The 20590-nt window shown below is 72.9% G+C and carries 21 protein-coding genes and 1 pseudogene; 2 read left to right on the top strand and 20 right to left on the bottom strand.

Going from position 1 to position 20590, the window contains the following annotated elements; genetic code table 11:
* Positions 1-135: 135 nt before the first annotated feature.
* Positions 136-495 (bottom strand): 50S ribosomal protein L19, encoded by a 360-nt coding sequence (rplS, locus tag VIB11_RS06050; RefSeq protein ID WP_332029350.1) that lies wholly within the window; start codon positions 493-495, stop codon positions 136-138.
* 208 nt (positions 496-703) lie between these two features.
* Between rplS and VIB11_RS06045 the strand changes: the two genes are divergently transcribed.
* Positions 704-1462: an ABC transporter permease gene (locus tag VIB11_RS06045; protein WP_332029348.1), complete on the top strand. Its 759-nt coding sequence runs from the start codon at positions 704-706 to the stop codon at positions 1460-1462.
* Positions 1463-1603: 141 nt separating this feature from the next.
* On the opposite strand, the pseudogene trmD reads toward VIB11_RS06045, so the two are convergent.
* The 9 genes and pseudogenes from trmD to VIB11_RS06000 form a co-directional block, all read right to left on the bottom strand.
* Positions 1604-2386: pseudogene (gene trmD / locus VIB11_RS06040) on the bottom strand (tRNA (guanosine(37)-N1)-methyltransferase TrmD); the annotation flags it as partial.
* A gap of 17 nt (positions 2387-2403) precedes the next feature.
* Complete coding sequence (gene rimM, locus VIB11_RS06035; RefSeq protein WP_332029345.1) at positions 2404-2940, bottom strand: ribosome maturation factor RimM; 537 nt, start codon at positions 2938-2940, stop codon at positions 2404-2406.
* Between the two features lie 110 nt (positions 2941-3050).
* Positions 3051-3293: an RNA-binding protein gene (locus VIB11_RS06030; protein ID WP_332029343.1), complete on the bottom strand. Its 243-nt coding sequence runs from the start codon at positions 3291-3293 to the stop codon at positions 3051-3053.
* 2 nt (positions 3294-3295) lie between these two features.
* On the bottom strand, positions 3296-3769 hold the full coding sequence (rpsP, locus tag VIB11_RS06025) for a 30S ribosomal protein S16 (RefSeq protein ID WP_332029341.1): 474 nt from the start codon (positions 3767-3769) through the stop codon (positions 3296-3298).
* A 194-nt stretch (positions 3770-3963) separates the two neighbouring features.
* Positions 3964-4437: an Rrf2 family transcriptional regulator gene (locus VIB11_RS06020; protein WP_332029339.1), complete on the bottom strand. Its 474-nt coding sequence runs from the start codon at positions 4435-4437 to the stop codon at positions 3964-3966.
* A gap of 130 nt (positions 4438-4567) precedes the next feature.
* The gene (locus VIB11_RS06015; protein WP_332029337.1) at positions 4568-5581 is read right to left on the bottom strand and encodes a sulfate/molybdate ABC transporter ATP-binding protein; all 1014 of its coding nucleotides are present in this window, start codon (positions 5579-5581) and stop codon (positions 4568-4570) included.
* Positions 5578-6387 (bottom strand): sulfate ABC transporter permease subunit CysW, encoded by an 810-nt coding sequence (cysW, locus tag VIB11_RS06010; RefSeq protein ID WP_332029335.1) that lies wholly within the window; start codon positions 6385-6387, stop codon positions 5578-5580. Before cysW ends, VIB11_RS06015 begins: the two co-directional genes overlap by 4 nt.
* Positions 6384-7268 carry a sulfate ABC transporter permease subunit CysT gene (cysT, locus tag VIB11_RS06005; RefSeq protein WP_332029333.1) on the bottom strand — a complete coding sequence of 295 codons (885 nt, stop codon included), beginning with the start codon at positions 7266-7268 and terminating at the stop codon, positions 6384-6386. Before cysT ends, cysW begins: the two co-directional genes overlap by 4 nt.
* 8 nt (positions 7269-7276) lie before the next feature.
* Positions 7277-8317, bottom strand: a complete 1041-nt coding sequence (locus VIB11_RS06000; RefSeq protein WP_332029331.1) for a sulfate ABC transporter substrate-binding protein — start codon at positions 8315-8317, stop codon at positions 7277-7279.
* A gap of 335 nt (positions 8318-8652) precedes the next feature.
* On the opposite strand from VIB11_RS06000, the gene VIB11_RS05995 reads away from it, so the two are divergent.
* Positions 8653-9597, top strand: coding sequence for a sulfite exporter TauE/SafE family protein (locus VIB11_RS05995; protein WP_332029329.1), 945 nt, complete (start codon positions 8653-8655; stop codon positions 9595-9597).
* Between the two features lie 9 nt (positions 9598-9606).
* Here VIB11_RS05995 and VIB11_RS05990 read toward each other — a convergent pair whose 3' ends face one another.
* The 10 genes from VIB11_RS05990 to VIB11_RS05945 form a co-directional block, all read right to left on the bottom strand.
* Entirely contained in the window at positions 9607-10698 is a 1092-nt protein-coding gene (locus VIB11_RS05990; RefSeq protein ID WP_332029327.1) for an amidohydrolase family protein, read from the bottom strand.
* 23 nt (positions 10699-10721) lie between these two features.
* The gene (locus VIB11_RS05985) at positions 10722-11387 is read right to left on the bottom strand and encodes a hypothetical protein (RefSeq protein ID WP_332029325.1); all 666 of its coding nucleotides are present in this window, start codon (positions 11385-11387) and stop codon (positions 10722-10724) included.
* Positions 11388-11506: 119 nt separating this feature from the next.
* On the bottom strand, positions 11507-13120 hold the full coding sequence (gene ffh / locus VIB11_RS05980; RefSeq protein WP_332029323.1) for a signal recognition particle protein: 1614 nt from the start codon (positions 13118-13120) through the stop codon (positions 11507-11509).
* 57 nt (positions 13121-13177) lie between these two features.
* The gene (locus VIB11_RS05975; RefSeq protein WP_332029321.1) at positions 13178-15547 is read right to left on the bottom strand and encodes a [protein-PII] uridylyltransferase; all 2370 of its coding nucleotides are present in this window, start codon (positions 15545-15547) and stop codon (positions 13178-13180) included.
* A gap of 4 nt (positions 15548-15551) precedes the next feature.
* Complete coding sequence (locus VIB11_RS05970) at positions 15552-15890, bottom strand: P-II family nitrogen regulator (protein ID WP_332029319.1); 339 nt, start codon at positions 15888-15890, stop codon at positions 15552-15554.
* Positions 15887-17251, bottom strand: a complete 1365-nt coding sequence (locus tag VIB11_RS05965; RefSeq protein ID WP_332029317.1) for an ammonium transporter — start codon at positions 17249-17251, stop codon at positions 15887-15889. Before VIB11_RS05965 ends, VIB11_RS05970 begins: the two co-directional genes overlap by 4 nt.
* A gap of 161 nt (positions 17252-17412) precedes the next feature.
* Positions 17413-18051: a maleylpyruvate isomerase N-terminal domain-containing protein gene (locus VIB11_RS05960; RefSeq protein WP_332029315.1), complete on the bottom strand. Its 639-nt coding sequence runs from the start codon at positions 18049-18051 to the stop codon at positions 17413-17415.
* Between the two features lie 49 nt (positions 18052-18100).
* Positions 18101-19321: a signal recognition particle-docking protein FtsY gene (gene ftsY / locus VIB11_RS05955; RefSeq protein WP_332029313.1), complete on the bottom strand. Its 1221-nt coding sequence runs from the start codon at positions 19319-19321 to the stop codon at positions 18101-18103.
* A gap of 156 nt (positions 19322-19477) precedes the next feature.
* Positions 19478-19870 (bottom strand): hypothetical protein, encoded by a 393-nt coding sequence (locus tag VIB11_RS05950; RefSeq protein WP_332029311.1) that lies wholly within the window; start codon positions 19868-19870, stop codon positions 19478-19480.
* Positions 19871-19982: 112 nt separating this feature from the next.
* Positions 19983-20590, bottom strand: a 608-nt coding sequence (locus tag VIB11_RS05945) for an AAA family ATPase (RefSeq protein ID WP_332029309.1), incomplete at its 5' end; no start/stop codon positions are given.

Raw genomic sequence — 20590 nt, 5'->3', positions numbered from 1 at the left:
GTCGCGCCTGCCGGAGCAGGCGCGACGACGGGGGGCGACTGGGAGGATTCTGGTCCGGGGGTCATTGCCTCGGAGCCTAGCCCCCGGGGCCCGGCTGCAAGCGCACCAGGACCCGGGTCAGGGAGTCGACGCGCCTCAGCTGGCGGGGGTCGTCTCGCGCTTCTCCTTGATCTTGGCGGCCTTGCCGCGCAGCTCGCGCAGGTAGTACAGCTTCGCGCGGCGGACGTCACCGCGGGTGACGACCTCGATCTTGTCGATGATCGGGGTGTGGAGCGGGAAGGTGCGCTCGACGCCGACACCGAAGGAGACCTTGCGCACGGTGAAGGTCTCGCCGACCCCACCGCCGTGGCGGCGGATCACGACGCCCTTGAAGACCTGGACGCGCGAGCGGTTGCCCTCGACGACCTTGACGTGGACGTTGACGGTGTCACCGGCGCGGAACTCCGGGAGGTCGTCGCGCTGGGAAGCCTTGTCGATCTCGTCGAAACGCTGCATGGCGGGTTCGCTTTCTCGCAGGTGCCACAGGTCACCCACGGGTTCGTACTGCTGACGTGGTCGGTGTCGCGCCGCGGTGCTCGAGCGGGCCGCGTGCCGATGGCACTCCCCCTGCGGCAGGGGCCGGATGTTCGTGCTGGCGCGACCAGTCATTCTGCCACGGCCCGCCCCCGCCGCTGAAATCGTGCACTGGGGCTAGCGTGACGCCGTGACGATCGACCCCGGCTGGCCCGTCGCCGCTGCGCTCGTCCTGCTGATGGCGCTCACCCTGGCCGCCCACCGCCTCAGCGGCATGGGGCTGGGGCGTGAGGCTCTCGTGGCGGGCCTGCGTGCCTGCGTCCAGCTCGGGCTCGCCGCGGTCGTGATCACCGCGGTCATCGGGAGCCTGGCCCTCTCGACGCTGCTGGCCCTGGTGATGTTCGCGATGGCGGTGCTGACCACGAGCCGGCGCGTGGAGGCGTCGGGGGCGTGGCCGTGGGCGGCGGCCGCGATGGCCTGTGGCGTGGTGCCGGTCCTCGCCGTCGTGCTGGCCACGGGGGCCGTGCCCCTCGAGGGCGTGGCGGTCATCCCGGTCGCCGGGATCATCATCGGCAACGCGATGACGGCCCACACCCTCGTCGGTCGGCGGACCTTCGCCGCGCTCCGCGAGGAGCACTCGCAGTACGAGGCGTGCCTGTCACTGGGCATGCTCCCGGCCCGGGGCATCGGCGAGATCATCCACCGCCGCGCTCCCGAGGCGCTGCTCCCCGGGCTCGACCAGGTCCGCACCACCGGGATCGTGACCCTGCCCGGCGCCTTCATCGGGGTGATGCTCGGCGGCGGGTCCCCCGCCCAGGCCGCCACCGCCCAGGTGCTCGTCCTCTTCGGGATCATGGCGGCCCAGACGGTGACGGTGTCGGTCGCGGAGCGCCTCGTCGAGGCCCGGCGGCTCCTGCCCGCGGACCTGCGCCGGTCACTGGTCGACTGAGCCCGCGGACTCGGCGACCGAGCCCGCCCGCAGCGAGCTCGCGTCCGCAGCGGCGAGCAGTGCCGCGGGCCCTCAGTCCCCCAGCGGCTCTGCCAGCACCTCGCGGTCCCTCGCGTCGAGCGCCTGCTCGTCGAGCGCGGCGAGCATGTCAGGTCGGCGACGGGCCGTGCGCCGGAGCCGCTCGTCCCGGCGCCACCGTGCGATGGCCGCGTGGTTGCCGGACAGCAGCACGCCCGGCACCTCGCGCCCGCGCCACTGAGCCGGCTTGGTGTAGACCGGGTACTCGAGGAGGCCGTCCTCGTGCGACTCCTCGACGAGGGACTCGGCGTTGCCGATCACGCCGGGCAGCAGCCTGGCGACCGCCTCGACGATCGCGAGGACCGCCACCTCGCCGCCGTTGAGGACGTAGTCGCCGAGCGAGACGACCGACACCTCGAGGCCGAGGTCCTCGGCGGCGTGCTCGTAGACCCGCTCGTCGATCCCCTCGTAGCGTCCACAGGCGAACGCCAGCCACGGCTCCCGGGCCAGGCCGCGCGCCACCTCCTGGGTGAACGGCTGGCCGCCCGGTCCCGGGACGATCACGTGAGGCCGGCCCGCACCCTGCGTCGGCAGGCCACCTCCTGCGGAGGCATTGCCACCCTCTGCGGGGGCAGTGCCACCCTCTGCGGCGGCGGTTCCGCCCTCTGCTCCCGGCCCGAGGGCGACCACGTGGTCGAGCGCCTCCGCCCAGGGCTCCGGCCGCATGACCATGCCCGCGCCGCCGCCGTAGGGCGTGTCGTCGACCGTGCGGTGGCGGTCGTGGGTGAAGTCGCGCAGGTCGTGCACGCGAAGGTCGAGCAGCCCGTTGCGGCGAGCCGTGCCGATCAGGGACAGGTCGAGCGGGGCGAGGTAGTCGGGGAAGATCGTGACGACGTCGATCTGCACGGCGGCGCGGCCCTCCCTCAGTCGGCGTTCAGCTCGAGCAGCCCGGGCGGCGCGTCGATGACCACGCGCCCGCCGTCGACGTCGACCTCGGGGACGATCGCCGACACGAACGGGACGTACGCGCTGCCGCCACCCGCGAGGCGCAGGACGAGCAGGTCCTGGGCCGGGCCCGTCTCGAGGCCGGAGACCGTCCCGAGCTCCACACCCGAGGGGTCGACCGCGCGGAGGCCGACGAGGTCCTGCTCGTACCACGCGTCCTCGTCGGCGCCTTCGGGGACGGCCTCGTCCTCGGTGTCGATGAGCAGGCGCGTGCCGCGCAGGCCCTCGGCGCCGGTGCGGTCCGGGATCCCGTCGAAGGCGAGCAGCCAGATCCCGTTGTGCACCCGGGCACTGCGGAGGCTGAGCTCGCGCGGGACCCCGGAGCCGGGCACGGCCTCGGTGGAGAACCGGGCGCCCGGGACGAAGCGCGCCTCCGGGTCGTCGGTGTGCACCTGCACGGTGACCTCGCCACGCAGGCTGTGCGCCTTTCCGATCCTGGCTACGACCCGTTCCATGTCACTTCCTCCTCAAGGCACGACGACGGGGTATGCCGTGGGGCCCCGACGCCCTGCGTGGGCGGTGGACTCACGGCATACCCCGTGGTGTGCGTGGTGCGGACGCTCGCTCAGCGGACGCGGTCGGTGTCGACGATGTCGACCCGGACGCTGTGCCCGCCCGCGAGGGCGCCCATCACGGTGCGCAGTGCGCTGGCGGTCCGGCCGGAGCGGCCGATGACGCGACCGAGGTCGTCCGGGTGGACGCGGACCTCGAGGACCTCACCGCGGCGCAGCTCCTTGCGCCGGACGGCGACGTCGTCCTTGTGGTCGACGATGCCCTTGACGAGGTGCTCGAGCGCCTCCTCCAGCACGGTCAGGCCTCGCTCTTCTCAGCCTCGGCCTCGGTCGCCTCGGCGGCGGGGGCCTCGTCGGCCTTCGGCTCCTCGGCCTTCTTCTCGGCCTTCTTCTTCGGGGTCGTCGCGGTGTCCTTGACGTCCTCGGCCTTGCCGGCGGCGGCGATGGCGGCCTCGTAGAGCTCCTTCTTGGAAGGCTTGGGCTCCTTGACCTTCAGCGTGCCCTCGGCACCCGGCTCACCCTTGAACTTCTGCCAGTCACCGGTGACCTTGAGCAGCGCCTCGACGGCCTCGGTCGGCTGCGCGCCGTGGCCGAGCCAGTACTGCGCGCGCTCGGAGTCGATGTCGATGAGCGACGGCTCCTCGGTGGGGTGGTACTTGCCGATCTCCTCGATGGCCCGGCCATCGCGCTTGACGCGCGAGTCCATGACGACGACGCGGTAGAACGGTGCACGGATCTTGCCCATGCGCTTCAGACGAATCTTGACGGCCACGTTTGTGGTGTCTCCTGTTTCTGTGTTGTGAGCACGGCGAGACCGGGTGGGGAACACGCGGGGTACCGGGGCTCGGTGTAGGCGTCCAGTCCCGGCGAGAGGGGCCTGGCCGGACGGGTACAGCCGACCATTCTGCCAGATGCCCGAGGGTGCCCCGACCAGGCGGCCTGGGGCAGCAGGCCCGCCGGGGTCGGTCAGCGGTTGCGCCAGGCGTCGGGCGCCGCGGCCATCGCCTTGACGTGTTCCGGGAGGTCCCCCGAGAGGGCCTGGGCCAGGCTCGTCTCGTCGAGCACCTCGCGGAGGCTGGCTCGGACCGCGACCCAGACGGTGGGCAGGTGGGTCGCGACGCCCTCGTAGCGGGTCTCGTGGGGGCGCAGCCCACGCACCTCGGCCAAGGGGCCGTCGACGGCGCGGAAGACGTCCCCCAGGCTGATCTGGCCGGGGTCGCGGCTGAGGGAGTACCCACCCCGGGCGCCACGGGTGCTCACCACGAGGCCGGCGCGCCTCAGGTCGGAGACGATCGCCTCGAGGAACTTGCGGGGCAGGTCCTGGCGGGTCGCGAGGCTGTCGACGCTCACGGGGCCCGCCTGCGACAGCGACGCCTCAGCGAGGGTCAGCATCGCCCTGATCGCGTATTCGGTGCGCGCCGAGATGTCCACGGCACGCATTGTGGCGCACTCGGGGGCCGACGTGGCGCACCCCCGGACGGACACCGGACGGGACCTCGGCGACGACGTGGGGATGCCGTATGCCGCATGGGCCCGCCCGGTGCGCCCCCTCCAGGGCGGGAGACCGTCCTCAGCCCGCGAGCGTGCTCTGCGCCGCGGCACGGGGCACGATGCCGCCGGCCGGTGCGCTCGCGTGGACGGTCTCCCCCGGTCGCAGGCCCAGGGCGTCGCTGGCCGCCCGGGTGACCTGCGCGGCGAAACGCTGGCCGTTCGCCTGGTCGACGAGCTCGACCCGGACCTCGAAGCCGAGCCGCACGACGCGTTCCACCGTGGCCCGCACGCGCGCGGGCAGCGGCTGGCCCTCGGGGACCAGAGCCACCCCGGGCTCACGCTCCAGGGAGATGTCGTGCGGCCGCACCAGCGTGCCGCCGAGATCGGCGACGGAGCCGAGGAAGGACATGACGAACGCGTTGGCGGGCTGCTCGTAGAGCTCCTCGGGCGTGCCCACCTGCTCCAGCCGTCCCTCGTTGAGCACAGCGATCCGGTCGGAGACGTCGAGCGCCTCCTCCTGGTCGTGGGTCACCAGCACCGTCGTCACGTGGACCTCGTCGTGCAGGCGGCGCAGCCACCGGCGAAGGTCGGCGCGCACCTTGGCGTCGAGCGCCCCGAACGGCTCGTCGAGCAGCAGCACCTGAGGGTCGACGGCCAGGGCGCGCGCCAGGGCCATCCGCTGGCGCTGGCCACCGGAGAGCTGGGCCGGGTAGCGGTCACGGAAGCCGCCGAGCCCGACCACCTCGAGCAGCTCGTCGACCCGCCGGTCGACCTCCGGTCGCGGCCGGCGGCGAATGGTCAGCCCGAAGGCGACGTTGTCGCGCACCGTCATGTGCTTGAAGGCGGCGTAGTGCTGGAAGACGAACCCGATGCCGCGCCGCTGCGGCGGCACGTCGGTGACGTCTTTCCCGTCGATGCGGACGCGACCGGAGTCCAGACGCTCGAGCCCGGCGATGGACCGCAGCAGAGTCGACTTGCCCGAGCCGCTCGGCCCGAGGAGGGCGGTCAGGGAGCCCGCCGGGATCTCGAGGCTGACGTCGTCGAGCGCGGCGAAGCTGCCGAAGTTCTTGTGGGCCGAGGTGACGGTGATCATGCGGAGCTCCTCTTGGTGCGGTCCAGCACGGCCATGCCGAGCAGGGTCAGCAGGGCCAGGCCCATGAGCAGCGTCGCCGCGGCGTAGGCCCCGTAGGTGTTGTGGTCGTCGATGTAGCGCGAGTGGACGAGCAGCGTGAGGGTCTGCGAGACGCCGGGAAACCCGGAGGAGACCATGATCACGGCGCCGAACTCTCCCAGGGACCGGGCCACCGTGAGCACCACACCGTAGGTCAGCCCCCAGCGGACGGCCGGGAGGGTGACCCGCCAGAACGTCTGCCAGGCGGACGCGCCGAGGGTGGCCGCCGCCAGCTCCTGGTCGGTGCCGATCTCGTGCAGCACCGGCTCGACCTCACGCACCACGAAGGGCAGCGTCACGAAGATCGTGGCGATGACCATGCCGGGGAGCCCGAAGATGACCGTGAGCCCGACGTCGCGCAGGCCCCCGAACCAGCCGTGGACGCCCCACAGCATGATCAGCGAGACGCCCACGACGATGGGCGAGACCGCGAAGGGCAGGTCGACGACAGCCTGCATGAGCCCCCGGCCGGGGAACCTCCAGCGCACCAGGGCGATCGCCGTGACGAGCCCGAAGACGACGTTGAGCGGCACCACGATCGCGAGGATGAGCAGGGACAGGTTCAGCGCGGAGATGGCCGCCGGGGTGCGGATCGAGTCGAGGAACGGCCCGACCCCGTCGCCGAAGGTGCGCCACAGGATGACCGCGATCGGCACCGCCAGCAGGGCCACGAGGTAGCCCAGGGCGACGGTGCGCAGCGCCAGGGTGGCCGGACGCGAGGTGGTCATGGCGCCCGCTCCTCTCGCTTCTGGCTCCGGCTCACGGCCAGGCGCATCACGAAGAGCGTGAGGAACGCGATGGACAGCAGCGCCACCGACACCGCCGCGGCGTTCATGGGCCGGTCGATCTCGATCTGCTGCTGGATGTACTGCGAGGCGACCTGCGTCTCGCGCGGGATGTTGCCACCGATGAGGACGACGGAGCCGTACTCCCCGATGGCCCGGGCGAAGGCCAGGCCGGTGCCGCCGATGACCGCCGGCGCGAGGGTCGGCAGGACCACCCGGCGGAACGTCGTCCAGCTGCCCGCCCCCAGCGAGGTGGCGGCCTGCTCGACCTCGCGGTCGGCCTCGATGAGCACCGGCTGCACCGAGCGCACCACGAACGGCAGCGTGACGAAGGCCAGCGCCACGATGAGGCCCCAGCGGGTCGCGTTGAGGTGGATCCCCACGGGGCTGCTCGGGCCGTAGAGCGAGAGCAGCACGATGCTGGCGACGATGGTCGGCAGGGCGAACGGCAGGTCGATCAGGGCGTTGACGAAGCGCTTGCCGGGGAAGTCGTCGCGGACGAGCACCCAGGCGATGAGCGTGCCCATCACCGCGTTGACACCCGCGACGAGGGCCGAGACCCCCACGGTGACCTTGAGCGAGGCCAGGGCCACCGGCGCGGTGACCGCCTCCCAGAAGCCGGCGAGGCCCTCGTCGAACGAGGCCACCGTCAGCGCGGCCAGTGGCAGCAGCACGATCAGGCTGAGCCAGAGCGAGACCACCCCGACGCCGAGCATGCGCCCGGCGCCGGGGACGACCCGGTCTCGTGAACGGGTGGCTGGCGGCAGGGACGCTGGGGGTGAGGTGGGGTGAGCGTCCCTGCGCGCCAGGGTCTTGGTCGACATCAGGGCACCTACCGGGTGGCCTTGTCGTAGATGGCGGCGATCGAGCCGACGTCCTTCTTGAACAGGCTGTCGTTCACGGTCTTCCAGCCGCCGAGGTCGTCGATCGTCCAGAGCTTCTCGGGCTGCGGGAAGTCCGCGGCGAACTCCTGGGCGACCGTGGTGTCGACCGGGCGGAAGCCTGCCTCGGCCCACAGCCGCTGGGCTTGCGGGGTGTAGAGGAACTCGTTGAACGCCTTCGCCTTGGCAGCGTTGGCGCCCTTGCTGAGCACCGCGGCGGGGTTCTCGATCTTGAACGTCTGCGGCGGGGTGACGTGCTCGACGGGGTCGCCGCCCCGCTCGATGAACAGCGCCTCGTTCTCGTAGCTCAGCAGGGCGTCCCCGCTGCCCTGGAGGAACGCCTCGGTGGCCTCACGGCCGGACTTCGGCTGGATCTTGACGTGGTCCGAGACGAGCGCGGACACGTAGGCCAGGCCGGCCTTGCCGTCCTTGCCGCCGGTGCTCTTGGCGGCATACGGCGCGAGGAGGTTCCACTTCGCCGAGCCGGAGCTGAACGGGTTGGGCGTGACCACCTCGATGCCGGGCTTCAGCAGGTCGTCCCAGTCCTTGATGCCCTTCGGGTTGCCCTTGCGCACCACGATGGTGACGACCGAGCCGAACGGGATGCCCTGGTGCGGACCCGCGTTCCAGTCCTTGTCGACCAGGCCGGCGTCGACGAGCCGGGTGACGTCGGGCTCGACGGAGAAGTTGACGAAGTCGGCGGCGGCGCCGGCCTCGACCTTGCGCGACTGGTCGCCCGACGCGCCGTACGACTGCTGGAACGACACGCCCTTGCCCGCGTCCGTCGCGTTGAACGCGGGGATGACCTTGTCGTAGCCGACCTTCGGCACGGCGTAGGCGTAGAGGTTGACGGTGCCGCCGCCCCCCTGGGCGACCGGCGAGGTGGCGCCGGCCGCGACGACGTCGCTGGAGCCGCCGCCCCCGCAGGCCGTGAGGGCGAGCGCCGTCAGTGCGGCGACGCCGGTCACGGCGGTGACTCGAATCCTGTGCATGGTTGAGCTCCTGTGCCCCCGGCGGGTGCGGCACCGCCGCTATTCCCGCTAGTCCTATGTGACAAGTAGGAGTTTGCGCCGGAGCTCCGCCCGGGTCAACCGCCCGGACGGGCCATCTCGCCCGATGGACGGCTAGGACATCTGGACGAGAGCGACGTCCCGCCAGGGCCCGACGCCGCCCCTCCTCCGTTTTCAGCATGCGAGATACGCCGGCAGCAGGTTGGTCGGGACGGGCGGATCCGGCATAGTCCTACTAGCCCTATAGGAATAGTCAGTTCCATAGGAATTCGCCCGAGGCGGTCCCCCACCGCCGTCATCGACACCGAGGGGAACCGATGCGCAAACTCATCCTGCTGGCCATCGTGGGTCTGGGGGCCCAGCTCGTCGACGGAAGCCTGGGCATGGCCTACGGCGTGACGTCGAGCACCCTGCTGCTCGCCGTGGGCACCAGCCCGGCGGCCGCCTCGGCGACCGTCCACCTCGCCGAGATCGGCACGACGCTGGCCTCGGGGGCCGCGCACTGGAAGTTCGGCAACGTCGACTGGGGGGTCGTGCTGAAGATCGGCATCCCCGGCGCGGTGGGCGCGTTCGCGGGCGCCACCTTCCTGAGCAGCCTCGACACGTCGGTCGCGAAGCCGGCCATGTCGCTCATCCTGCTCGCGCTCGGCCTCTACGTGCTGGCCCGCTTCACCGTGCGGGGGCTGCGCCGCGACCGCGCCGGGCACCCGCTGCGCACCCGCTTCCTCGCCCCCCTCGGGCTCTTCGGCGGCTTCATCGACGCCACCGGCGGCGGCGGCTGGGGCCCGGTGGGCACCCCTGCCATCCTCGCCAGCGGCCGGCTCGAGCCGCGCAAGACGATCGGCTCGATCGACACCAGCGAGTTCCTCGTCTCCGTCGCCGCCAGCATCGGCTTCCTGCTCGCGCTCGGCTCCTCCGGCATCCACCTCGGGTCGGCCCTCGCGCTGCTCGCCGGCGGCCTCGTGGCCGCCCCGATCGCGGCCTGGCTGGTGCGGCACGTGCCGCCGCGCGTCCTCGGGTCCGCGGTGGGCGGCCTGATCATCCTGACCAACGCCCGCACGCTGCTGCTCAGCGACTGGATCGACGCCGGCACCGCCACGCGGTATGCCGTGTACGCCGTGATCTGGGGCGTGTGGATCGCCGCGGTGGTGTGGTCGGTGCGGGCCTACCGCCGGGAGCGGGCCACCGAGCAGGCCCTCGCGGACCAGCCCGCCTCGAGCCCGGCCCAGCCGGAGCAGGTCGCGGTGCCCGACCCCGCCTGAGGGCACACCTCAGCCGACGACGCGGCCCCTCAGCACGATGCGCTGGGGGGCCGCGAGCACGCCCACGTCCCGGCGCGGGTCCTCGGCGAGGACGACGAGGTCGGCCTCGGCCCCCTCCTCCAGACCGGGCCGGCCCAGCCAGTCGCGCGCGGCCCAGGTGCCTGCCCCCAGCGCCTGCAGCGGCGACAGGCCCGCGCGGACCAGCTCGGCCACCTCCTGCGCCACGAGCCCATGGGGCAGCGAGCCGCCGGCGTCGGTGCCGACGTAGACGGGGATGCCCGCCTCGTGCGCCGCCGCGACGGTGGCGTAGCGCCGGGCGTGGAGGTCGATCATCCGGCGGTGGTAGTCGGGGAACTTCTCGCGGGCGGGCTCGGCGATCGCCGGGAACGTCGCGATGTTGACCAGGGTCGGCACGACCGCGATCCCCTGGGCGGCGAACTGCTCGATCGTGGCCGGCTCGAGCCCGGTCGCGTGCTCGACGCAGTCGGTGCCCGCGGCGGCGAAGTCGTGCAGCGACTCCTGCCCGAAGCAGTGCGCCGTGACCCGCGCCCCCTCCTCGTGGGCGGCGGCGACGGCCTCCTTCAGCACGTCCAGGGGCCAGCACGGCGCGAGGTCGCCGAGGTCGCGGTCGATCCAGTCCCCCACGAGCTTGACCCAGCCGTCGCCGGCGCGGGCCTCCAGCCGCACGCGCTCGACGAGCTGGTCGGGCTCGACCTCGTGGGCGTAGTTGCGGATGTAGCGGCGCGTCCGGGCGATGTGGCGACCGGCGCGGATGATCTTCGGCAGGTCCTCGCGGTCGTCGATCCAGCGCGTGTCCGACGGCGAGCCGGCGTCGCGGATCAGCAAGGTCCCGGCCTCGCGGTCCCCCAGGGCCTGCCGCTCTGCGGTCTCCCGGTCGACCGCGCCGTGGGCGTCGAGGCCGACGTGGCAGTGCGCGTCGACGAGGCCCGGCAGGACCCAGCCGCGCAGCGTCTGGACCTCCGCCGCGGCGACCGACGGCCGATCGAACGTCAGGCGGCCCCCCACGACCCACGCCTGCCCGCGGACGTCGTCGGGCCCGACGAGGACGGGACCGTCAAGGTGCAGCACCGTTGCCGTCATGGCCGCGACCCTACCGACCCGCGTCAGCTGGCGGCGTAGCCCTCCCCGAGGGCGGTCGACAGCCCGTCGTCGTGGCCGAGCGCCTCGAGCCGCGCCGAGAGCGCCCCGAACCGGTCGTTGGCCCGCACCCGGGTGTCGAGGGCGATGGCCCAACGCAGGAACGCCCCCCGCTCCACCGGGAACGGCCCCACCAGTCCCTCGTCCCGACGAGCGGCCTCGGCCGCGAGCAGGATCGCCTGGGCGGGCCGGTAGCGGTACTCGATCTGGCTGCGCAGGTCGCCGGCCGGGCCCTCGGCGTGCCAGGGCAGCATGCTGACGACGCCGTCGAACAGCTTGACCACCCGTCCGATGTCGTTGGCCGCGGCCCGGCGGATGAGGCCACTGAGGTAGGGCTCCCAGTCGTCGGGAGCGTCGGGGTCGGGGCGGCGCGTGACGCTGTCCAGCGCCGCCACGACCTCCGGCGGGGCGCCGCGCAGCCGCGCCCGGGCCAGCAGGTCGGGACCGAGGCCGCTGCCCTCGTCGTCCTCGTGCAGCACTGCGGTCACCTGATGGGCCGGGCCGTACCCGGCCGCCTGCACCAGCCGCCGAACGGCGCGCTGGCGGTCACCACCGCGGGGCCTGCCTGTGTCGACGGCCCCCCGATGCGCGCTGTCGGCCAGCGCGATCGCCTCGTCGAGTGTGAAGCTCACACCACGACGCTAGGACGGTGCCGTGCGGGGTGAGAGTCCTCCCCGAGAAACCGGCCGAACGGGTGAGCGAGTTGGTCCGGACTCGACCGGGTTTGGTGGGGTGTGCCCTCGGACCGCTGCTACCGCCCCAGGAACTTCTCGAAGCCCTTGGGCAGGTTGGCGGGGTCCAGGTCGGCCGGTATGCCGCCGTCCCCGGCGCCCGGGGCACCGGCACCGAAGGCACCACCGGACGCGCGCGCCGCCTGGGCCTTCTCGGCCGCGGCACGCTCCTCGGCGGCCCGCTTGGCGGGGTTGCCCGACTTGGACTTCTTGCGCTGCGGCTGCTGCTTGCCCTTGCGGCCGCCACCACCCATGCCGGGCATCCCCGGCATCCCCGGGATGCCACCACCACGAGCGAGGCTCTTCATCATCTTCTGCGCCTCGGTGAACCGCTCGAGCAGGCCGTTGACCTCCGAGACGGTGACTCCGGAACCCTTGGCGATGCGGGCGCGGCGGGAGCCGTTGATCTGCTTGGGGTGGGTGCGCTCGAACGGGGTCATGGAGCGGACCATGGCCTCGACGCGGTCGAACTCGCGCTCGTCGAGGTTGTCGAGCTGGGCGCGCATCTGGCCCATGCCGGGCATCATCCCCAGCATCGACTTCAGCGAGCCCATCTTCTTGATGGCCGCCATCTGGTTCAGGAAGTCGTCGAAGGTGAAGTCCTCCTCGGCGAGGAACTTCCGCTGCATCTCCTCGGCCTGGCTGCGGTCGAACGCCTTCTCGGCCTGCTCGATGAGGGTGAGCACGTCGCCCATGTCGAGGATGCGCGAGGCCATCCGGTCGGGGTGGAAGACCTCGAAGTCCTTCACCCCCTCGCCGACGGAGGCGAACATGATCGGCCGGCCGGTGACCGAGGCGACCGACAGGGCGGCGCCACCTCGGGCGTCGCCGTCGAGCTTGGACAGGACGACGCCGGTGAAGTCGACGCCCTCGGAGAACGCCTGGGCGGTCTCGACGGCGGCCTGGCCGATCATCGCGTCGATGACGAACAGCACCTCGTCGGGCTGGATCGCCGCGCGGATGTCGGCGGCCTGCTGCATGAGGTTCTCGTCGATGGCGAGACGGCCGGCGGTGTCGACGATGACGACGTCGTGCTGGCGCGCCCGGGCCGCCTCGAGGCCGGCGCGGGACACGGAGACGGGGTCGCCGAACGAGCGGGTGCCCTCCCCCGACTCCAGGACGGCGTCGTGGCCGCCGATGTTGCCGCGCTCGGGCGCGAAGACCGGCACGCCGGCGCGCTCGCCCACGACCTCGAGCTGGGTGACGGCGTTGGGCCGCTGGAGGTCCGCGGCGACGAGCAGCGGGGTGTGCCCCTGGTCCTTGAGCCACTTGCCGAGCTTGCCGGCCAGCGTGGTCTTGCCGGAGCCCTGCAGGCCCGCCAGCATGATGACGGTCGGCGGGGTCTTGGCGAGCTGGATCGTGCGGGTCTGCCCGCCGAGGATCGCCACGAGCTCGTCGTTGACGATCTTGACGACCTGCTGGGCCGGGTTGAGTGCCCCCGAGACCTCCGCGCCGAGCGCGCGCTCCCGCACGGCTGCCGTGAACTGCTTGACGACGGGGAGGGCGACGTCGGCGTCGAGCAGCGCCATCCGGATGTCGCGGATGGTGCTGTTGACGTCGTGCTCGGTGAGCCGCCCCTTCCCCCGGAGGTTCTTGAAGGTGGCGGTCAGGCGATCGGAAAGACTGGTGAACACCCGCACAGGCTATCTGCCGCGGCCAAACCGGCCGACCATCGTCCCCCTCCCCGGACCTCAGGCCGTGCCGTCGCAGGTGTCGATGATCATCGACACCGTCTGCGCGACCTTCGCCGGCGAGAGGAGCCGACCACCGAACTCGGTGACGTAGAACGTGTCCAGCGTCTGACCGGCATACGTGGCGATGTGCGCCGACCGCACGCTGAGGCCCGACTTCGCGAAGGCCAGGCCGAGGTCGTGCAGCAGCCCCGGCCGGTCCTGGGCCCGGACCTCGAGCACGGTGGCCTCCTCCGACGCGTGCGGCACCACCAGCGCCCGCGACTGCCCGGGCGAGCCGGATGCCGCCCGTGCGCTCGGGGTGCCGGCGAACTGGCGCCGCCGGTCGAGCAGGCCCAGGGGTGCGCGGTCGCCGTGCGCGAGCCGCCCGAGGCCCCGGGCGATGCGGGAGCCGTCCGGCGCCTCACCGCTCGGGGACTCCACGTGCCACTCGTTGGCGGCCACACCGTCGAGGGTGCGCAGGATGGCGGTGCGCACCACGAGGCCGTATGCCGCGAGCAGGCCCGCGGTGTCCGCGAACAGCCCGAGCCGGTCCCGGTCGAAGACGTCGATGCGGTAGGACCCGCCCTGCGGCCGGACGACGACGTGGGGCTCGCCGGCCGCGACCGCCTCGAGGTCCTCCTGGGTCACCGCGGCCTGCTCCGCCGCGGGCGCGGGCCGCTGGTCACCCCAGCCCGCCGTGGCGGCCTCGGCGAGCTGGCGCAGAAGGGTGGCCCGCCAGTCGGTCCACGCCAGCGGCCCCGCGGCCGACGCGTCCGCCTCGGTGAGTGCGAGGAGCAGGTCGAAGACCTCCCGGGACCCGGCCACCGCCTCGCGGGCAGCGGCGACGGTGCGTGGGTCCTGGTGGTCGCGCCGGGTGGCGAGGTCGATGAGCGTGAGGTGCTCGCGGACCAGCGTCGTCACGACGGCCACGTCCTCGGGCGGGTATCCCATCCGTGTCGCGATCGCGGTCGCCAGCGGTGTGCCCGTGGCGGAGTGGTCGTGGGCGTCCCGGATCTTGCCGATGTCGTGCAGCAGCGCGCCGAGCAGCAGCAGGTCGGCGCGCGCCACGCTGCGTACCAGTCCCCCGGCCTGGACCACGGTCTCGATGAGGTGCCGGTCGACGGTGTGCCGGTGCACCGGGTTGCGCTGCGGCCGCGAGCGCACGGCGGCCCACTCGGGCAGCCAGGACTCGACGATGCCGGCCTGGTCCAGCCCCTCCCAGACGTGCACCAGTCCCGGTCCGGCGGCCAGCAGGTCGGCGAAGAGGTCACGCGCGGTGTCCGGCCACGGGGTGGGCAGCGCGGGGGCGCTCTTGGCGAGGTTGGCCAGGGTCGCCGGCGCGATGGGCAGGCTGTTGCGGGCCGCGACCGAGGCCGCCCGCAGCGGCAGCAGGGCGTCGGTGGCGACGGCGCTGCGGGGGCCGAGGACGACCTCGCCGTCGTGCTCGAAGAGGCCGTAGCCGAGGGGGTTGAGCCGCGGCCGGCGCGGGCCGACCCGCAGGGTTCGTGCCCGCTGGGACTGCCCCGCCCGGCGGACCGTGCCGTCGAGCGCGTACGCGACCGTGCGCCCCGCGGTCGAGACGGCGGTGAGGAGCTCGTCGCTGTCGCCGTGGCCGAGGAGCGCCGCCACGGCATCGTGGTCCTCACGGGAGAGGCGGTCGCGGCCACGGCCGGTGACGACGTGGACCGCGTCCCGCACGTCGAGGAGCTGCGCGTACGCCTCATCGACGTCGCCGTGCGGGCGGTCAGCCAGCCATGCCGCCGCGAGCGCGCGCAGGATCGCCATGTCCCGCAGGCCGCCGTGCGCCTCCTTCAGGTCGGGCTCGAGCGACTGGGCGAGGTCGCCGTGGCGGGCGTGCCGCTGGCGGAGCGTCTCGACGACGTGCGGCAGCCGCTTGCGCGCGTTGGCGCGCCAGTCGTGCGCCACCACGGTGCGGGCGGCGGCAACCACCTCGGGGTCCCCCGCCAGGCACGTCAGGTCGAGCAGGCCGACGGCGGCGCTGAGGTCGCCCGCCGCGACCGTGCGGCACTGGTTGACGGTGCGCACGCTGTGGTCGAGGCGCACCCCGGCGTCCCAGATGGGGTACCAGATGCCGTCGGCGAGCTCGCGCAGGTCGTCACCGGAGAGCGACCGGCCGTAGTGCAGCAGCACCAGGTCGAGGTCGCTCAGCGGCCCTGCGTCGGCGCGGGCGAGGCTGCCGACGGCAGCGAGGGCGATGCCCTCCTGGGAGCGGCGGGCCATGGCCTCCTCCCACACGGCCGCGAGCCATTCCCGGGTGACCTCGGCCACCCCCTCCCGCCGCACGGGGCCGGCGCCCGGGGCATCGAAGCCCCGGGCGCCGGCGAGGTCGAGTCGGAGTGCGGCCAGGCCGCTCTGCTCGAGGGTCATCGGATCAGAGCGCCTCGACACCGCGCTCACCCGTCCGGACGCGGACGACGTCCTCGACCGGGACGGTCCAGATCTTGCCGTCGCCGATCCGGCCGGTCTGGGCGGTCTTGAGGATGACGTCGACGACGCTGCCGGCGTCGACGTCGTCGACGAGGACCTCCACGCGGACCTTGGGCACGAAGTCCACCGTGTACTCCGCACCGCGGTACACCTCGCTGTGGCCGCGCTGGCGGCCGTAGCCGGACGCCTCGCTGACGGTCATCCCCGAGATGCCGTAGGCCTCGAGGGCCTCCTTCACCTGGTCGAGCTGGTGGGGCTTGATGATGGCGGTGACGAGCTTCATGCCGACGCTCCCTCGGAGATCTTGGCGCTGGGCGCCGTGGTGACTGCGCCGCTGGAGCCGAACCGGCCCCCGCTGACGCCGCTGATGTCGTACCCGCTCTCAGCGTGCTCCTGCAGGTCGATGCCCGCCATCTCGGCCTCCTTGTCGAGGCGGAACCCGATGGTCTTGTCCAGGGCAAGGCCGATGACCGCCGTGGCCACGAAGGAGAAGGCGAGCACCGCCAGCGCGCCGACCGTCTGCTTCACCAGGAGGTCCAGCCCACCGCCGAACAGCAGCCCCTCGGCGCCGGCCGCGGCCCCGGGGTCCGCGAGGAAGCCGATGCCGATGGTGCCGACCAGCCCGCCCACGAGGTGGACGCCGACGACGTCGAGGCTGTCGTCGTACCCGAAGCGGAACTTCAGGCCGACGGCCAGGGCACACAGGGCGCCGGCGACGGCTCCCAGGGCCAGGGCGCCCAGCGGGGTGAGCGCGGAGCAGGAGGGGGTGATGGCGACGAGGCCGGCCACGACACCCGACGCGGCACCGAGGGAGGTGCCGTGCCCGTCACGGACCTTCTCCACGAGCAGCCACGCCAGGCTCGCGGCGGCCGTGGCGCCGAGGGTGTTGACGAAGGTCAGGCCGGCCAGGCCGTTGGCCGCGAGCGCCGAGCCGGCGTTGAAGCCGAACCAGCCGAACCAGAGCAGGCCCGCGCCCAGCATGACCAGCGGCAGGTTGTGCGGCCGCATGGCCTCCTTGCCGAAGCCGACCCGCTTGCCCAGCACGAGGGCGAGGGCCAGGCCCGCCGCGCCGGCGTTGATGTGGACGGCCGTGCCACCGGCGAAGTCGATGGCACCCAGGGTGTTGGCGATCCAGCCGCCCGCCTCGGAGACGTAGCCGTCGAAGGAGAACACCCAGTGGGCGACCGGGAAGTAGACGACCGTGGCCCAGATCCCGGTGAAGAGCAGCCAGGTCGAGAACTTGGCGCGGTCCGCGATGGCACCGGAGATCAGCGCCACGGTGATGATCGCGAAGACCGCCTGGAACCCGACGAAGACCAGTGCCGGGATGCCGGGGACGGTCGGAACCGTCTCGTCGAGGTACCCGAGCAGCCGCTCGCCGAAGAGGCCGCTGAGCCCGAAGTACTCGGTGGGGTCTCCCACGAGACCACCCTTGGAGCTGCCGAACGACATCGAGAAGCCGTACAGCACCCAGAGGACGCTGACGACCCCGAGGGCGCCGAAGCTCATCATCATCATGTTCAGGACGCTCTTGGACCTGACCATGCCGCCGTAGAAGAGGGCGAGACCGGGAGTCATGAGCAGCACCAGGGCGGCACTGATCAGGACCCAGGCGGTGTCGCCGCTGTCGAGTGCGATTTCCATGCCGCAACTCTGGGCGAGCGCCGTTTCAGGGTGTGCTGCGTCGTGTTACAGGCGTGTTAGCGGGGCGCCTCCCGGGTAAGCATCAGGTAACCACCCGGCCCACCTCCCAGATCCTGAGACGGGGGTTCCCCGGTGTGGCTGTGCCGGGAGGCCGCCCCGGTTCAGAAGGCCGAGACCACCCGGGGGGCCCGCTGCGGCCGGGCGAGCGCGCGGACCAGCGCCGCCTGTCCGTGGCGCCGGACCGCGACACCGCTGAGCAGGGCCAGGACCGGGCCGATGACGTCGTCGGGATAGACCGGTGTGGGCAGCCCGACGCTCGAAGCGAGGTCGTCACCGTGGACGACCATCTCCATCATCCGGGTGGTGAGGAAGTCGGGGGTGCTCAAGGACCACCCCTGCCACGGGATGTGGACGGAGTCCGGGTCGCGCGGCCCGGCCAACAGCCCGGGAAGGGCCTCGATCGCCGCCCGGGCCTCGTCGAGCACGGCGTCGGGACCGCGCTCCGCCGCGGCGTTGTCGCTGTCGCGGATCGAGACGTTGACCTCGGCGTCGGGCTGGACCCAGGCGGCCCGGGCGTAGTGCTCGAGCAGCGCGATCGGCTCGTCCCCGCCCGGCGGCGCCTCGAGCAGCCGGGCCGTGTTGCGCGGCTGGCTCAGCAGGTGGTGCGTCAGCCCGCCGACGGTCATCCCGGCACAGGAGCTCTCCTGCCCCCAGGCCCGACGCACCTGCGGCGCACTGGCCAGCTCCCAGGACTCCTGCACGGCGGCCAGGACGGCTGCCGCCCGACGCTCACGATCCACGGGCCCACCGTAGTGCGGCCGCGACGGGAACCGCGCCCCCGGGAGGTCCTCAGTCGATGAGGGCGTCGACGAACGCCTCGGGGTCGAACGGAGCGAGGTCGTCCGGGCCCTCGCCGAGGCCGACGAGCTTCACCGGGACGCCGAGCTTGCGCTGCACCGACACGACGATGCCGCCCTTGGCGGTGCCGTCGAGCTTGGTGAGCACGATCCCGGTGACGTCCACGGCCTCGCCGAAGACCTCTGCCTGGCGCATGCCGTTCTGGCCGGTGGTCGCGTCGAGGACGAGCAGGACCTCGTCGATGGGCGACTGCTTCTCGATGACCCGCTTGACCTTGCCGAGCTCGTCCATGAGGCCGACCTTGTTGTGCAGGCGGCCCGCGGTGTCGATCAGCACCACGTCGGCCTCCATCTCGGCGCCGGCCTTGACCGCGTCGAAGGCCACCGCGGCCGGGTCCGCCCCCTCGCGGTCGGACCTCACGGTGGGCACGCCGACGCGTCCGCCCCACGTCTCGAGCTGGTCCGCCGCGGCGGCCCGGAAGGTGTCGGCAGCGCCGAGCACGACGTCCTTGTCCTCGGCGACGAGCACCCGGGCCAGCTTCCCGACCGTGGTCGTCTTGCCGGTGCCGTTGACCCCCACGACGAGCACGACGGCCGGGCGGCCACCGGCGCGCGAGGACGCGATGGAGCGGTCCATGGCCGGGTCGACGAGCGCCAGCAGCTCCTCGCGCAGCCAGCCGCGCACCGCGGTCTCGTCGGTGGCGCCCTCGACCTGCACACGGCGGCGCAGCGAGTCGACCAGCTCGGTGGTGGCCTCGACGCCGAGGTCGGAGGCGAGCAGCGTGTCCTCGACGTCCTCCCACGCCTGCTCGTCGAGCCCTCCGCGCGAGAGCAGGGCGAGCAGGCCCTTGCCGAGCGCGGTGTTGGAGCGCGCGAGGCGGGCCCGGAGCCGGCGGAGCCGCCCGGCAGGTGCCTCGGGCCGCTCCAGGGTGGGCGTGGGCTCGGGCTGCGGGAGGAGCTCGGGCTCGGTCGGCGTGGGGAGGGTGTCGACGCCGGGGGCGTTCTCGACCGCCCGTTTCGGGGCGTCCCGGGGCGGCGCGGCGTCGTCTCCGACTCCGGGCAGCACCTCCCGGTCACGCGGCGGGGCCGGGGGAAGGTCCTTGGTGCGCCCGCCGCGGCCACGCAGCAGCCCGAAGACGAGGCCCCCGAGGACGACGAGGATGCCGAGGGCAACGGCGATGTACTCCCAGAGCTGATCGATCACGCGCGCCATCCTCTCAGAACCGAGGGGCAGGTCCCGACCACGAGGGTGGCCCCAGGAGAGGGATCAGAGGCAGCAGAGGGCGCGGGCACGCCGAAGGCGCGCGTCTGCCGCGGGGCGGCGTGGGCGGCGCCGGCTCGACCGAGGTCCGACCGGACGGCGCAGCGGTCAGCTCGCCTTGCGGACGGTGGGCCCAGTGGTGGGTGTCGCGGCCTGCGTGGCGCTTCCGGTCGGCTGGGCCGGCGCAGCGCTGGGCGGGGGCCCGGAGGGCACCTGCCCCGCGGAGGCGGGTGCCGTGTCGGGGGCGCCGGTCTCGTCTGCGCTGGTTTCGTCGTCGCGGGACGAGCCCACCGAGTCGGCGACCTTGTCCTTGGTGGCGATGATGGCTTCGCCGGTGCGCTCCAGGGCGTCCTGGGTGAGCTCCTTGGCCGAGCTCACGACCTCCTCACCCAACGGGGTCAGGACCTGTCGGCCCTCCCGGCGCGCGGGGATCGCCACCAGCGCGACGACGGCGAGGGCCAGCACGACGCACAGGAGCATTCCCACAATCAGCGCAACCATGACTCAAGGGTGGCCGACGACGCAGACATCCTCAAATCGACCCGCCGCGGCCGTGAGCAGGGTCTCGCTCCCCGCGAGGCGACGACAGCCGCCGAGCGCGCCCATCCGGTGGTCAGGCGCTCTGCGCCACCACGTCGCGGATGCGCTGGGAGACCACGGTCGTGACGCCGTCGCCGCGCATGGTCACGCCGTAGAGGGCGTCGGCGACCTCCATGGTGCGCTTCTGGTGGGTGATGACGATGAGCTGGCTGGAGTCGCGCAGCTCCTCGAAGAGGGTGATGAGGCGGCCGAGGTTGGCGTCGTCGAGCGCGGCCTCGACCTCGTCCATGATGTAGAACGGGCTCGGCCGGGCCTTGAAGATCGACACCAGCAGGGCCACCGCCACCAGCGACCGCTCGCCGCCGGAGAGCAGCGAGAGCCGCTTGATCTTCTTGCCCGGCGGCCGCGCCTCCACCTCGATGCCGGTGGTGAGCATGTTGGAGGGGTCGGTGAGCAGGATCCGGCCCTCGCCGCCCGGGAAGAGGCGGCTGAAGACCTGCTCGAACTGCGCCGCCGTGTCGTGGTACGCCTCGGTGAAGACCCGCTCGACCCGCTCGTCGACCTCGCGCACGATGTCGAGCAGGTCCCGCTTGGAGCTCTTGAGGTCCTCGAGCTGCTCGGTGAGGAACTTGTGCCGCTCCTCGAGCGCGGCGAACTCCTCCAGGGCCAGCGGGTTCACCT

The sequence above is a fragment of the Pedococcus sp. genome, from assembly GCF_036554925.1.
In the GTDB taxonomy this organism is placed as follows: domain Bacteria; phylum Actinomycetota; class Actinomycetes; order Actinomycetales; family Dermatophilaceae; genus Pedococcus_A.
The sequence above is the reverse complement of the archived record's forward strand: the minus strand, read 5'-3'. Positions and strand labels throughout refer to the sequence as shown.

Excerpts from the sequence above, each read along its gene's own strand:
- rplS (WP_332029350.1), bottom strand. The coding sequence starts at position 495 with ATGCAGCGTTTCGACGAGATCGACAAGGCTTCCCAGCGCGACGACCTC.
- rimM (WP_332029345.1), bottom strand. The coding sequence starts at position 2,940 with ATGGAACGGGTCGTAGCCAGGATCGGAAAGGCGCACAGCCTGCGTGGC.
- VIB11_RS06020 (WP_332029339.1), bottom strand. The coding sequence starts at position 4,437 with ATGCGTGCCGTGGACATCTCGGCGCGCACCGAATACGCGATCAGGGCG.
- VIB11_RS06015 (WP_332029337.1), bottom strand. The coding sequence starts at position 5,581 with ATGATCACCGTCACCTCGGCCCACAAGAACTTCGGCAGCTTCGCCGCG.
- cysW (WP_332029335.1), bottom strand. The coding sequence starts at position 6,387 with ATGACCACCTCGCGTCCGGCCACCCTGGCGCTGCGCACCGTCGCCCTG.
- cysT (WP_332029333.1), bottom strand. The coding sequence starts at position 7,268 with ATGTCGACCAAGACCCTGGCGCGCAGGGACGCTCACCCCACCTCACCC.
- VIB11_RS06000 (WP_332029331.1), bottom strand. The coding sequence starts at position 8,317 with ATGCACAGGATTCGAGTCACCGCCGTGACCGGCGTCGCCGCACTGACG.
- VIB11_RS05995 (WP_332029329.1), top strand. The coding sequence starts at position 8,653 with ATGCGCAAACTCATCCTGCTGGCCATCGTGGGTCTGGGGGCCCAGCTC.
- VIB11_RS05990 (WP_332029327.1), bottom strand. The coding sequence starts at position 10,698 with ATGACGGCAACGGTGCTGCACCTTGACGGTCCCGTCCTCGTCGGGCCC.
- VIB11_RS05975 (WP_332029321.1), bottom strand. The coding sequence starts at position 15,547 with ATGACCCTCGAGCAGAGCGGCCTGGCCGCACTCCGACTCGACCTCGCC.
- VIB11_RS05970 (WP_332029319.1), bottom strand. The coding sequence starts at position 15,890 with ATGAAGCTCGTCACCGCCATCATCAAGCCCCACCAGCTCGACCAGGTG.
- VIB11_RS05965 (WP_332029317.1), bottom strand. The coding sequence starts at position 17,251 with ATGGAAATCGCACTCGACAGCGGCGACACCGCCTGGGTCCTGATCAGT.
- ftsY (WP_332029313.1), bottom strand. The coding sequence starts at position 19,321 with ATGGCGCGCGTGATCGATCAGCTCTGGGAGTACATCGCCGTTGCCCTC.
- VIB11_RS05950 (WP_332029311.1), bottom strand. The coding sequence starts at position 19,870 with ATGGTTGCGCTGATTGTGGGAATGCTCCTGTGCGTCGTGCTGGCCCTC.